The organism is Rhizobium sp. RU35A, assembly GCF_900156005.1.
Lineage (GTDB): Bacteria > Pseudomonadota > Alphaproteobacteria > Rhizobiales > Rhizobiaceae > Neorhizobium > Neorhizobium straminoryzae.
In genome coordinates this window covers 425,104-437,706 of the sequence record NZ_FTMR01000003.1, presented here as the reverse complement: position 1 = coordinate 437,706, position 12,603 = coordinate 425,104, and the positions used below count along the sequence as shown (strand labels likewise).

General features: G+C 63.9%; 10 protein-coding genes. 2 read left to right on the top strand and 8 right to left on the bottom strand.

Annotated elements, in window-relative coordinates:
• Positions 1-48 precede the first annotated feature (48 nt).
• On the top strand, positions 49-2,535 hold the full coding sequence (locus tag F3H95_RS10470) for a TonB-dependent siderophore receptor (RefSeq protein ID WP_149745899.1): 2,487 nt from the start codon (positions 49-51) through the stop codon (positions 2,533-2,535).
• A 66-nt stretch (positions 2,536-2,601) separates the two neighbouring features.
• Here F3H95_RS10470 and F3H95_RS10465 read toward each other — a convergent pair whose 3' ends face one another.
• The 7 genes from F3H95_RS10465 to F3H95_RS10435 form a co-directional block, all read right to left on the bottom strand.
• Positions 2,602-4,416: an ABC transporter ATP-binding protein gene (locus F3H95_RS10465; RefSeq protein WP_149745898.1), complete on the bottom strand. Its 1,815-nt coding sequence runs from the start codon at positions 4,414-4,416 to the stop codon at positions 2,602-2,604.
• Positions 4,413-5,171: a DUF1028 domain-containing protein gene (locus F3H95_RS10460; RefSeq protein WP_149745897.1), complete on the bottom strand. Its 759-nt coding sequence runs from the start codon at positions 5,169-5,171 to the stop codon at positions 4,413-4,415. The genes F3H95_RS10465 and F3H95_RS10460 overlap by 4 nt, the downstream gene beginning before the upstream one ends.
• 3 nt (positions 5,172-5,174) lie before the next feature.
• On the bottom strand, positions 5,175-6,959 hold the full coding sequence (locus F3H95_RS10455) for a gamma-glutamyltransferase family protein (RefSeq protein WP_149745896.1): 1,785 nt from the start codon (positions 6,957-6,959) through the stop codon (positions 5,175-5,177).
• A gap of 24 nt (positions 6,960-6,983) precedes the next feature.
• Entirely contained in the window at positions 6,984-7,853 is an 870-nt protein-coding gene (locus tag F3H95_RS10450) for an ABC transporter permease (RefSeq protein ID WP_149745895.1), read from the bottom strand.
• Positions 7,850-8,797: an ABC transporter permease gene (locus F3H95_RS10445; protein ID WP_143125467.1), complete on the bottom strand. Its 948-nt coding sequence runs from the start codon at positions 8,795-8,797 to the stop codon at positions 7,850-7,852. The genes F3H95_RS10450 and F3H95_RS10445 overlap by 4 nt, the downstream gene beginning before the upstream one ends.
• 69 nt (positions 8,798-8,866) lie before the next feature.
• Complete coding sequence (locus F3H95_RS10440; RefSeq protein ID WP_143125466.1) at positions 8,867-10,378, bottom strand: ABC transporter substrate-binding protein; 1,512 nt, start codon at positions 10,376-10,378, stop codon at positions 8,867-8,869.
• Between the two features lie 97 nt (positions 10,379-10,475).
• On the bottom strand, positions 10,476-11,219 hold the full coding sequence (locus tag F3H95_RS10435; RefSeq protein ID WP_149745894.1) for an FCD domain-containing protein: 744 nt from the start codon (positions 11,217-11,219) through the stop codon (positions 10,476-10,478).
• Positions 11,220-11,461: 242 nt separating this feature from the next.
• On the opposite strand from F3H95_RS10435, the gene F3H95_RS10430 reads away from it, so the two are divergent.
• Positions 11,462-11,791, top strand: a complete 330-nt coding sequence (locus F3H95_RS10430; RefSeq protein WP_149745893.1) for a cupin domain-containing protein — start codon at positions 11,462-11,464, stop codon at positions 11,789-11,791.
• Between the two features lie 80 nt (positions 11,792-11,871).
• Here F3H95_RS10430 and F3H95_RS10425 read toward each other — a convergent pair whose 3' ends face one another.
• A complete protein-coding gene (locus F3H95_RS10425) occupies positions 11,872-12,552 on the bottom strand; it encodes an energy-coupling factor ABC transporter permease (protein ID WP_143125463.1) in 681 nt (226 codons plus the stop codon).
• Positions 12,553-12,603: the final 51 nt, after the last annotated feature.

The following is a 12,603-nucleotide window of genomic DNA, read 5'->3' as shown; positions in this document are numbered from 1 at the left end:
CGGCCCTTGGGTTAGATTGAAGGGTAGCGTGACATGATGAGATGGGGGATGGCGCAGGCTTTGCTGCGTGGACGCAGAACCAGTGGCTTCAGAGGGCTGGCGCGCCTGCTCGCGACCTCGACAATGCTGGGGTGCGTCGTCATGGGGGCACCCGGCCTTCCGGTGGCACAGGCGCAGGACGCCGTGCGCGCGCAAACCGTGCGCTTTGCCATTCCGGCACAGCCGCTGGGTACGGCGATGGACGCCTTCATCCGCACCACCGGCTGGCAGATCGGCTATGCGCCTGATCTCGCACGCACGGTTACCACCAGGGCGGTGAACGGCACCATGGCGCCGGCCGAAGCACTGCAGACCATGCTGTCTGGCAGTCGCATCCGCGTGCGCATCACCGGTGCGTCAAGCGCTGCGCTGGTCGATGCCTCCACCGCCGCTGGCAGTGGAACGGACGAGACAGGGGCAACACTGCTGGAGCGCGTCGCAGTCGAGGGCAACCAGACCAGCGGCATGGCGGCCACCAGCAGTTCCGCCGGTACCAAGACCAATGTGCCGGTCCGCGAGGTGCCGCAATCGGTCAGCGTCGTCACGCGCAAGGAACTCGACCAGCGCGGCGCCACGGACCTGAACGATGCGGTGGCCTATACGCCGGGCGTGCGCATGGTGGATTACACCTCGAACCAGGGCCTGCCGCTGCTCTATATGCGCGGCTTCTTCGCCGAATCGCAGCGCAGCTATTACCGGGACGGATTGCGCAACGGCTACAACGCCTATGACACCACCGTCGAGCCCTATGGTCTGGAGCAGATCAGCGTGCTGAAGGGACCGGCGAGCGGCCTTTACGGCGATGCGCTGCCGGGCGGCCTGATCGACATGCGCACCAAGCGGCCGACGGAAGAGGCGTTCCGCGAGGTACAGCTGGAATATGGGTCCTTCAACGAGAAGCAGGCGGCCGTGGATTTCGGGGGACCGCTGACGGAGGATGGCACCATTCTCTATCGCTTCACCGGCCTCAAGCGCGATGCCGACACGCAGGTGGATCATTCGCCGAATGATGCGCTCTACCTTGCGCCCGCCCTCACCTTTACGCCGGATGATGCGACGCATCTGACGCTGCTTGCCCAGTATCAGGACCTGACCCGCAGCGGCGCCGAGCAGAGCCTGCCGATCGCCAATTCGGTTTACAGTACCGGCGTCACCATCCCGCGCGACTTCTACATGGGGGCGCCCGGCCTCTCCGACTGGAACAGCAAGTCCACCTCGATCGGCTACGAATTCGAGCACGAATTCGACAACGGCTGGACGCTCCGGAACAATCTCCGCTACACCCATTCGAAACTCGACTTCACCTCGGCCTTCATCTGGACCTGGCCGATTGCCGTGGTCGACGACCACTATCTCGATATCGGCGTGCAGAGCAGGCCACGTACCTCCGACAGCGTGGTGGCCGACGTCAATCTCTCCGGCGAGGTGGAAACAGGTCCGCTCACCCATGCGCTGCTGTTCGGCATCAACTACGGCTATTCGAACCTGCGGGAGACGCGCACCAATTCCACCAATGCCAACCATCTCGACATCTACAACCCGGATTACGACTTCGCCTATACCTTCGGTTCCGCCTGGTCGGACAGCAAGGAACTGGTCAGCCAGTACGGCCTCTATGCGCAGGATCAGGTCAAATGGGAGAACTGGATCCTGACGCTGAACGGCCGCTATGACTGGGCAGACATGACCAGCTATCAATATGTCGGCGGAACATCGAAGACGGACCAGGATGCGCATGCCTTCACCGGCCGCGTCGGGCTTGGCTACAGTTTCGACAATGGCGTGGTGCCCTATGCCAGCTATTCCACCTCGTTCGAGCCGGTCAGCGGTACGGATTTCGGTGGCAACCCGTTCAAGCCGACGACGGGGACACAGTATGAAGTGGGCGTGAAATACCAGCCGGAAGGGTGGAACGGCCTGCTGAGCCTTGCCTGGTACGACCTGACACAGCAGAACGTCACCACCTCCGATCCGAACAATTCCGGCTACTCGGTGCAGCAGGGCGAGGTGCGCTCGCGCGGTCTCGAACTGGAAGCAAAGGGTGAGATCGCGGATGGCTGGAGCTTCGTCGCGAGCTACGCCTATACCGATGCGGAAGTGACCAAGGACAACGCCAACAGTTCCGGCATCAGCCAGGTGGGCACGCAGATGAAGGCAGTACCCTACAACACCGCATCGCTCTGGCTGAACTATGCCTTCGAGACCAGCCGGCTGGAGGGCCTCTCCGTCGGCGCCGGCCTGCGCCGCGTCGGCAGTTCCTACACGGCGATGGATACCGGCACCGGCCAGCAGGTGAAGATTCCAGGCTATACGCTTCTCGATGCGGCGATCAGCTATGATTTCGGCAAGGCCAATCCGGACTGGAAGGGTCTGTCGCTGGCACTCAGCGGCACCAACCTGACGGACGAGCGCTATTTCACGCCGGGCTTCTATTCCAATTCCGTCCTCGACGGAAAGCGGCGCACGGTGAAGGCAACGCTCGCCTATCGCTGGTAAGCCACATCAGGCACTATGCCGGCAGCAAAAACATCGGGGCCGGCTCTCGCCGGCCCCGATTGCGTTTCAGGCGCCGGCCACCTGCACCAGATGGCCGGCGGAGACTTCGCGGTAGTGCCTGACCGGCGGCTGGTAGCCGAGCGGCCGCACCGGGCTCTTCAGCTCGTCGTTGGAAATGCCGCGCCGAATGCCACGCCGTGCCGGATCGGGCACCGGCACCGCGGCCATCAACTTCTTCGTGTAGGGATGCTGCGGATTTTCGAACACGGCGGCGCGCGGGCCGATCTCGACGATCTCGCCGAGATACATCACCGCAACACGATGGCTCACCCGCTCCACCACTGCCATGTCGTGGCTGATGAACAGAAAGGCGAGATCGAGGCTTTCCTGCAGGTCGAGCAGAAGATTGCAGACCTGCGCCTTGATCGACACGTCCAGCGCCGACACGCTTTCGTCGGCCACGATCACCTTCGGATCGAGCGAGAGCGCGCGGGCAATGGCGATGCGCTGGCGCTGACCGCCGGAAAATTCGTGCGGATAGCGGCTCATCATCGCAGCCGGCAGGCCGACCCGTTCCAGGAGATCGGCAGCCTTTTCCCGCGCCTCGGCGGCGCTGCCCATCCGGTGCTTCAGGAAGGGTTCCGCCACGGCCTGCCCGACGGTCATGCGCGGGTTGAGGCTGGAAAACGGATCCTGGAAGATCATCTGAATGCTCTTGCGCATCCGCTGCAGTTCGAGCGATCCCAGTTGACGCACGTTGAAGCCGTCGAGCTGAATCTCGCCCTCGCTCGGTTCGATCAGCCGCATGATCGAGCGGCCGGTCGTCGACTTGCCACAGCCGGATTCGCCGACAAGCGACAGGGTTTCGCCTTGGCGCAGATCGAAGGAGACATTCTCCACCGCATGCACAGCCCCCGTCTGGCGGCTGAACAGGCCGGAGCGGACCGGAAAGCGCGTCACGAGATTGCGCACCTGAAGGATCGGGCTGCGCTGCACCACATCCTTCTCCTCGACGGCCGGTTCGATAGTGATGCCGGTTGCCGTATCGACGACGGGGAAGCGCAGCGGCATGGCCTTGCCTTCCATCGAGCCGAGCTTCGGCACGGCGGAGAGAAGCGCGCGGGTGTAAGGATGCTGGCCGCGATGGAAGATGTCCTCGGTCGGTCCGGTTTCCACCGCATCGCCGCGCAGCATCACCACCGTGCGGTCGGCGATCTCCGCCACCACGCCCATGTCATGGGTGATGAAGAGCACGGCCATGCCCTCCTCATCCTGCAATTCCTTGATGAGATCGAGGATCTGGCCCTGGATCGTCACGTCGAGCGCGGTGGTCGGTTCGTCGGCAATCAGCAGCTTCGGGCGAGACGCGAGCGCCATGGCAATCATCACGCGCTGGCGCATGCCGCCGGAGAACTGGTGCGGATATTCGTCGAAGCGCCTTGCGGCATTGGGAATGCGCACCCGCTCCAGCATGCGGATCGTCTCGGCCCGCGCCTCCGTCTTCGACAGGCCCTTGTGCCGCGTCAGCACCTCGGAAATCTGCCGGCCGATCGTGAAGATCGGGTTGAGCGAGGTCATCGGCTCCTGGAAGATCATGGCGATCTCGTTGCCGCGCACGCCGCGCATGTCCTTTTCGGACAGCGCCAGCAGATCGCGGCCGTTCAGCCGGATCTCGCCCCCGATCCGGCTTGAACCCGCCGCCAGCAGCCGCATGATGGAAAGCGAGGTGACGCTCTTGCCGGAACCGGATTCACCGACGATCGCCAGCGTCTCGCCGGCCGCCACGTCGAAGGAAATGTTGCGCACCACCGGCTTCCAGCCCTCGTCCGTGCGAAAGGCCGTCGTCAGGTTGCGAACGGAAAGAACGGGCTCCTGGGTCATGACGGGTTCCATGGGGTGGCAAAGGAGGCGCTGGCGCGGCCACTTGCCGTGCGTTCGGCCTCGAGTGCTGCAATCTTACGGTCGATCTCGCGGCGATCGGTCAGCCCATGCGGATTGGTCCGCGTCGGCATGGTTTCGGCCACGTGCAGGTAACGCTCCTGCGCCACCTGATAGAGCCGCCAGAGTTCCTCCAGCGGTTCGGCATGATCGTCGGCACGAATGCTCAGCCACGCATAGTCCTGATCACGGTAGATGACGAGCGCGGCGGACTGCTTGCCCCGCTTGTCACCACCCGCCGCCTCGCCAGCCTCCATGGCGCCCAGCAGGCGCTCGGCAAAGGGGGCGGCGGCCAGATCGCGATAGGCGCGCAGCGTCTGCTCGATGACTTGCGGGCCGGCCAGCATGTTGCCGGCGACAGAGACATTCTCCTCGACGAGATGTCCCGCCCAGTCGATGCATTTCGCGCCGGTGAAGGCGGCATTGCGGCCCTGCGCATCGATCAGATGCATCTGCCGCTGCTGAGCTCCATCATCGCGGGCCGTCAGTGCATCGATGATGTCCTGCGGTGCCTTGCCTTCGCCGAGCATGGCAAGGCCATCGACGCCATAGAGCGGGCTGACGAAGGCCTGTGTCGCGACGGCACCGACGCCGCCGCGCAGATAGGGCACCGCCGAACCGACCGCAAAGAAGCGGCTGGCGACGGCAACGCCGAGATGGCCGGTTTCGGGGTCACGGGCAACGATCGACCAGGTCATGGCTCAGCGTCCCACAGCATAGGCCTGCATCAGGCGCGGCGTCGCTGCCGCGCGCATGAGGCCGTCCGCATCCCGGCGCGCCGCCGTGAGGCGGCCGACCGACCAGTTGTCCGCCACGGTGATGCGGTGGCCGCGACGACGCAGCTCGGCAATCGTCGCCTCACCGAAGCTCGCTTCGATCATGATGTGGCCGGGCTCGCTGGTGCGCGGATAGAAGGAACCCGGGAAGTGCGTCGTGTGGAACAGCGGTGCGTCGATCGCCGCCTGCAGGTTCTTGCCGTGATGCGCATAGCGCAGGAAGAAGGGCAGCTGCCACTGGTCCTGCTGGTCGCCACCCGGCGTGCCGAAGGCAAGGGTTGGGCGGCCCTGATGCAGCGCAAGCGAGGGGGTGAGCGTCGTACGCGGGCGTTTGCCGGGGGCCAGCGAGGTCGGCAGCCCGTCCTTCAGCCAGAACATCTGGGCGCGGGAGTTCAGCGCAAAGCCAAGACCCGGCACCACCGGCGAGGACTGCAGCCAGCCGCCTGATGGCGTGGTGGAAACCATGTTGCCCCAGCGGTCGATAACGTCGATATGGACGGTGTCACCCTTCTTTTCGGTGAGATGCGCCATGGTCGGCTCGTAGACCGACCCCTTGCCGGAGAATTCGGCGAGCATGGCCATGGTGGCGTCCACCTGCCGCTCGTAGCCCGGTAGCGTACCGGGCCGCAGGTCGAGCGAGGCATCGGCCCCGATCAGCCGGCGACGCTCGTCATTATAGCCATCCGACAGCAGCGCCTCTGTCGGGATCTGGCCGAAGTCCGGATCGCCGTAATAGACCTCACGGTCAGCATAGGCGAGCTTCATCGCTTCCACCACGTGGTGGACGAAGTCCGGACCGGTCGGGTCCATCGCGCCGAGATCGAAGCCCTTCAGAAGAGCAAGCGACTGCAGCAGCACGGGGCCCTGCCCCCAGGCTGGCGTCTTGCACACCGTCCAGTCGTGATAGTCGAAGGTCTGCGGCGCCTCGATCGTGGCGCTCCAGTTGGCCATGTCGTCGGCCGAGAGCACGCCCTTGTGGCGCTGGCCGCTGGCATCCATCACCTCGGCCGTCTGCAGATAGCGGTCGATCGCCTCGGCGACGAAGCCGCGATAGAAGGCATCGCGCGCCGCCTGCACCTGGTTTTCGCGACCCTCGACGGCTTCCGCCTCGGCAATGATGCGCTTCCAGGTGTCGGCGAGAACCGGATTGCGGAAGTTGGAATGCGGCTCCGGCGCCGCGCCACCCGGCAGCCAGGTTTCATGCGAGGTCGGCCATTCCCTGGCGAAGAAGTCCGAAAGCCCCTTGATGGTGGCCGAGACGCGCGGCAGCACCGGATGTCCGTGCTCGGCATAATAGATCGCCGGCTCCAGCACCTCGCGCACACTCATCGTACCGTAGTCGCGCAGCATCAGCATCCAGCCGTCGAAGGCGCCGGGGATGACGGTGGACAACAGGCCGTCGCCCGGAATGAGCTTCAGCCCTTCGGCGGTATAGTGTTCGATGGTGGCGCCGGCCGGCGCCGGCCCCTGCGCACAGATCACCTCCACCTTGTCGGTCTTCTTCGAGTAGATGATCGCCGGCATGTCGCCACCCGGGCCGCACAGATGCGGCTCGACGATCTGCAGCACGAAGCCGGTGGCGACGGCTGCATCGAAGGCATTGCCGCCCTTTTCCAGAATGCTCATACCGACGGCCGAGGCAATCCAGTGGGTGGAGGTGACGACGCCGAAGGTGCCGAGGATTTCGGGACGCGTGGTAAAGTCAGTCATGGGTCTTGCCCTTCATGTCCGATGTCAGTGTTCGCGCGGGTCGAGCGCATCGCGCAGCCCGTCGCCGAGAAGATTGAAGCCGATCACCACCAGAAAGATCGCGGCGCCCGGCCACATCGCCATCCAGGGGGCCTGGGAGAGGAAGTTCTTCGCAACGTTCAGCATGGAGCCCCAGCTGGCCGCCGGTGGCTGCTGGCCGAGGCCGAGAAAGGAGAGGCTGGCTTCCGCGATGATGGCGGTCGCAACAGTCAGCGTCGCCTGCACGATGATCGGGGCGGTGACATTGGGCAGGATGTAGCGCAGCATGATGTCGAGATGGCCGAGGCCGACGGAGCGCGCACCCTCCACATAATCCTCCTGCTTGACGGCCAGAACCTGGCCGCGCGTCAGCCGCACGAAGATCGGCATGGCGGTCAACCCGATCGCGATCATCGCATTGCTGAGGCTCGGCCCCAGAAAGGCGGCGAGCGCGATCGCCATGATCAGGAAGGGCATGGCGAGCAAGGCTTCGGTGACGCGGGAGATGACGAGATCCACCCAGCCGCCGAAATAGCCGGCGAGGATGCCGAAGGGCACACCGATCACGACGGCGATGGCAACCGAAACGATGCCTGCCAGAAGCGAGGCCTGGGCACCCCAGATCATACGGGAGAGAATATCGCGGCCAAGATCGTCCGTGCCGAGCCAGTGAGCGGCGGACGGCGCCTTGCGGATGGCCGACCAGCTGGTGGCGATCGGGTCCGGGATCGGCAGGATCGGCGCGGCAAGGGCAAGCAGCGCGAAGAAGGCGATGATCACAAGCCCCGCCAGCGCGCTGCGGCTCCTTTTCAGCTTGCGCCAGGCGCGACTTTCGGCGCGCGCCGGCGGCATGCCTGTCTGTTCGATGGCGGTCATAGATTGGCCCTCAGACGCGGGTTGAGCAGGACATACAACACGTCGGCGATCAGGTTCATCAGGATGAAACCAAGAGCGGTGCACATCACGACGCCCTGCACCACCGCGTAATCGCGGTTGAAGACGGCATCGACGATGAGCTTGCCGAAACCCGGAATGGTAAAGATCTGCTCGGTCAGCACGGCGCCCGCCAGCAGCTCGCCGAACAGGAGTGCAGTCAGCGTGATGACCGGCAACAGCGCATTGCGAAAGCTGTGCGACAGCACGACCTCGCGCGGCGAAAGCCCCTTGGCGCGGGCGGTGCGGATATAATCGGCGGAAAGTACGCCGAGCATCGCCGAGCGGGTGTGGCGCATCAGCGTGGCGGCCAGTGCATTGCCCAGTACGAAAGCGGGCATGATCATCGTCTGCAGCGAGCGCACGGGATCGACGAAGATGGATTCGTAGCCGGAGGCCGGCAGCCAGCCGAGCTGCACCGAAACCAGCAGGATCAGCATGATGCCAAGCCAGAAATTCGGCACCGACAGGCCGGAAAGCGCCAAAAGGCTCGCCACGTAATCCAGAACCGTGTTCTTTTTCACCGCCGCCAGAATGCCCATGGGCACGCCGATCGCGAAGGCGAAGATCATCGACATGATCGCCAGCTGGATGGTGACCGGAAGCTTTTCCTTGATGAGCTCGAGAACCGGCTGGTTGGTGCGCAGCGACATGCCGAGATCGCCCTGCACGACGCCGCCCAGCCATCGCACATATTGGACCGGGATCGGGTCGTTCAGATGGTACTTTTCCCGCAGCAGTTCGAGAACGGCCGGGTCACGTTCCTCACCCGCCATGGCCAGCACCGGATCACCCGGCAGAAGCTTCTGGAGGGAGAAGACGAAGATGGAAATGATCAACAGCGTCGGAAGCGCGACCAGCAGACGCTTTGCGATGAAAACAGGCATGCGCCTTCCTTTTCAGGGATAGAGCGGAGGGGGTGCCGCGGGCTGAACTCCGCGGCACCCGGGAAGACCTCAGCCTTCCTTCTTCATTCCCGTCAGACGGATCATGCCATCGGGATTGGGCACGAAACCGCTGACGCTCTTCTTCATCGCCCAGATCCACGACTGGTGGCCGAGATAGATCATCGGCAGGTCATCGTTGAGGATGGCCGCGGCGGCATCATACTTCTGCTTGCGCACCGTCTCGTCCGTCGAGGCGCGTGCCGCGTTCAGCAGTTTGTCGACCTCGGGATTGCAGTACTTCGTGTCGTTGAGGCCCGCATTGCAGGTGACGAACTGGTGGATATTGCCATCCGGATCGACACGGCCTGACCAGTCGGAGCGGCTGAGCTGGTAATTGCCGGCCGTCTGCTCGTTGAGCAGCGTGGCAAATTCCGTGGATTTCAGCTGCACGTCGAAGCCGGCTTCGGCGACCATCGACTGGACGATCTGCATCATCTGCTGTGCAACCGGGTTGTTGGGCACCTGCATCTCGACCGGGACGCGGTCGAAACCGGCCTGCTTGACGAGCGCCTTGGCCTTTGCGACGTCACGGGCCGGCACCGGGATGTTCTTGTCATACCAGGGGCTGTTCGGCGGGAAGGGCTGGTTGCCGGCAACGGCGGTGCCTTCATAGACGATCTGCATCAGCGCTTCGCGGTCGATGGCAAGCGAAAAAGCCTGACGCAGCCGCTTGTCCTTGCCGAACGGGTTGTTGGCGCGCGCGCCGTTGCCGACATTGGCATAAAGCGACATGTAGCCGATATTGACGACGGCCTCGTATTTCAGCTTGCCATCGCCCTTGACCGACTGGGCGTCGGTCGCCGCCAGGCGCTCGATCATGTCGAGATCGCCGGAGCGCAGGTTGGCAAGGCGTACGGTGGAATCCGGAATCGGCAGGTAGGTCACCTTGTCGATGAAGATGGCGTCCTTGTTCCAGTAATCCTTGAACTTCTCCAGCACGATGCGGTCCTGCTGCACGCGCTCGACGAACTTGAAGGGACCGGCGCAAACCGGCTTCGAGCCGAAATTGGCACCAAGTTCCTTGGCGGCCTTCGGCGAGACGATCATGCCCGCGCGGTCGGAGAGCTGGGCCAGCAGCGTGGCATCCGGCTGCTTCAGCGTGAAGGTCACCTCCAGCGGCCCGGTCGCTTCAACCTTGGCGACAGAGGACAACTCGCTCTTGCGACGCGATTCCGGCAGCGTCAGGTTGCGCTCGATGGTGGCGACGACGGCTGCGGCATCCATCGTGGTTTCGTCGTGGAACTTCACGCCGTCCCGGAGCGTCATGACCAGCTTCAGGCCATCATCGGACCACTTCCAGCCAGTCGCCAGCTGCGGCACGATCTTGAGGTCCGGCGACACGTCGACCAGCTTGTCGCACATCGCGGTATAGACGATGCGGCCGACGAAGCTGCGCGACTGGGCCGGGTCCAGCACATCGGCATCATCCTGCAGGCCGATCTTCAGGTCTGCAGCGGCAGCCGGCAGAGCCGTCAACACGCCAAAGGCAAGCGCCGTCGTCAGGCGCAAAAATCCGTTCATGATCATTCTCCTCTGATCGATCCGTGTCTCTTTCACTGGTGCCGGCTTGTAACCTCCGGCGTCCCCCAATCGACGGGCGCGCGCGCCCGCCGCAATCTCAGGCCAAAACGGGTTCACCGGTCGGCGGCATGGCAGCATCCTGTCCGTCATGGGAGGTCTCGCGGATGAGACGCTCCTGCAGCATCAGCAGGTGCCGGCGCATGGTTTCGGCTGCCCGCGCGGGATCGCGCGCGGCAATGGCATCGATGATGTCCTCATGCTGGGCATAGGCCATTTTCACCGCATCGCCGCTGCGCGCGCGTTCGCGGATGGCCTGCCACGCCTCGTCCTGCCGCACGTGGTTGATAAGGTCGAAGATGCTCAGGAACAGCTGGTTGCGCGCGCTCTGGGCGATCTGCCGGTGAAGTGCACCATCCCAGAGTTCACGTGCATCGGCGTTGTCGCTCTCGCGAATCTTGCGTGCCAGTTCGCGCATGCGAACCAATTCCGGCGCTCTGGCCCTCAGCGCCGCCAGCTGCGCCAGCTGCGGCTCGATGCGCAGACGCACCTCCATGATCTCCATGAAATCGGTTCCGGCAACGATGGCGCCGACATCGGCCGAAAGCGCGTCCGGCTTCTGCCCGACGAAAGTTCCGGCACCCTGACGACGCCAGACTTCGCCTTCAGCTTCCAGCACTTCCAGGGCCTGGCGCACGGCACGCCGGCCGACGCCGAGGCGCTCCGCGAGATCACGCTCCGTCGGCAGCTTGCCGTCCACCCCGAAGCCCCCGACGCGCAGCAGCTCGCGCAGCTTTTCCAGCGCATAATTGGCATTGTCGGGATGGCTTTGGGGCTGAACCATTTTCGGAACCAATTTCAGATTGGTTCAATCCAGCCATCATCTGCGAAGGGTGTCAAGCCATAATCTGGACACAAATGATGCAAGCCCGAGAAAGAGGCAGGCCGACGGATTTGACGGCACATCGCGCGCCTCTCTGCCTCTGCGGAATGCAAAGACAAGGTTGGAAAGAGGCCGAGTGACCATCTTGTCAGATAGCATGTTCATCTTGTATGACAAGAAAGACATCAGTCACGAGGATCCCGATGAGCCTTCCCACCTATCCGACCGTTTCCCCCGATGCCGGTGTGCACCGCCGGGTCCTGTCCGAAAATGCCGACCTGATGGTGGTCTCCTTCCGGTTCGAGACCGGCGCGGAAGGCAAGCTGCACAAGCATCCGCACGTGCAGTCCACCTATGTGGCGAGCGGCCGGTTCCGCTTCTTACGCGATGGCGTCCCTTATGAGCTTGCCCCGGGCGACAGCCTCGTCATTCCCGGCAATGTCGAGCACGGCTGCCAGTGCCTGGAGGCCGGGGAACTCATCGATTGCTTCACGCCGCGCCGCGACGATTTTCTGGCCGTGCCGACACCCTGACGGGATCGACGCCAAAGCATTAAAAAATGCCGCGCAGACAGTGTCACGCGCGGCATCTGTATTGCTGTTGCGAAAGACGATCAGGCCGCCTGATGCAGACGGATGTTGAACAGCGGGCCTCGGCTGAATCGGCTGAGCGACTTGGCCGCCGCCAGCACCGCGAGATCGATCAGCGGTTCGAGCAGGATGACGCTCATATAGGCAAGGCCGAAGGCACCGACATTGCCGAGGTTTTCCGCGGTGAACCCATGGCCGTAAAGCGCCCAGAAGGCGACCCAGGCCACGATGCCGCCCTGATAGGCGGTCGAGAGCGCCAGGGCCTGGCCGTATCTGAGATCCACATAGGCGGTGCGGCGGGGAATGATGCGCCGGGCCAGCAGGCTGATGCCCCACAGCGGCACGAGCAGCGTGGTCACGTTCATGCCGTATTGCGGCAGATCGAACGGGGCAAAGAACAGGCCCTGCAACAGGAGGCCAGCCGCCAGTCCGATCGCCGCAGCGCCGGCCCCAAACAGCAGCAGAAGGGTCGAGCCCAGAATGAGGTGAACCTCCGAAACGCCGACCGGATGATGCGGCAGCACTTCGAAGAAGCAGAACACCAGCGCGGTCGTGGCGAGGCTGCGCAGCGCAAGCGCCGGCAAACCGCCGTTGTCGCGCAGGCCGTCTGCCGCCATCTTCACCGTCAGGCCGAAGCCCACGGCCGCCGTGGCATAGCTGAGAATGATCTTTGCGCCGTCAACGACGCCTGGTTCGATATGCATCTTGGTCCCTCTTGTCCGCGCCCACCGCGCGGCTGGAAAATGAAAAAGGCG

Excerpts from the sequence above, each read along its gene's own strand:
- F3H95_RS10470 (WP_149745899.1), top strand. The coding sequence starts at position 49 with ATGGCGCAGGCTTTGCTGCGTGGACGCAGAACCAGTGGCTTCAGAGGG.
- F3H95_RS10465 (WP_149745898.1), bottom strand. The coding sequence starts at position 4,416 with ATGACCCAGGAGCCCGTTCTTTCCGTTCGCAACCTGACGACGGCCTTT.
- F3H95_RS10460 (WP_149745897.1), bottom strand. The coding sequence starts at position 5,171 with ATGACCTGGTCGATCGTTGCCCGTGACCCCGAAACCGGCCATCTCGGC.
- F3H95_RS10455 (WP_149745896.1), bottom strand. The coding sequence starts at position 6,959 with ATGACTGACTTTACCACGCGTCCCGAAATCCTCGGCACCTTCGGCGTC.
- F3H95_RS10450 (WP_149745895.1), bottom strand. The coding sequence starts at position 7,853 with ATGACCGCCATCGAACAGACAGGCATGCCGCCGGCGCGCGCCGAAAGT.
- F3H95_RS10445 (WP_143125467.1), bottom strand. The coding sequence starts at position 8,797 with ATGCCTGTTTTCATCGCAAAGCGTCTGCTGGTCGCGCTTCCGACGCTG.
- F3H95_RS10440 (WP_143125466.1), bottom strand. The coding sequence starts at position 10,378 with ATGAACGGATTTTTGCGCCTGACGACGGCGCTTGCCTTTGGCGTGTTG.
- F3H95_RS10435 (WP_149745894.1), bottom strand. The coding sequence starts at position 11,219 with ATGGTTCAGCCCCAAAGCCATCCCGACAATGCCAATTATGCGCTGGAA.
- F3H95_RS10430 (WP_149745893.1), top strand. The coding sequence starts at position 11,462 with ATGAGCCTTCCCACCTATCCGACCGTTTCCCCCGATGCCGGTGTGCAC.
- F3H95_RS10425 (WP_143125463.1), bottom strand. The coding sequence starts at position 12,552 with ATGCATATCGAACCAGGCGTCGTTGACGGCGCAAAGATCATTCTCAGC.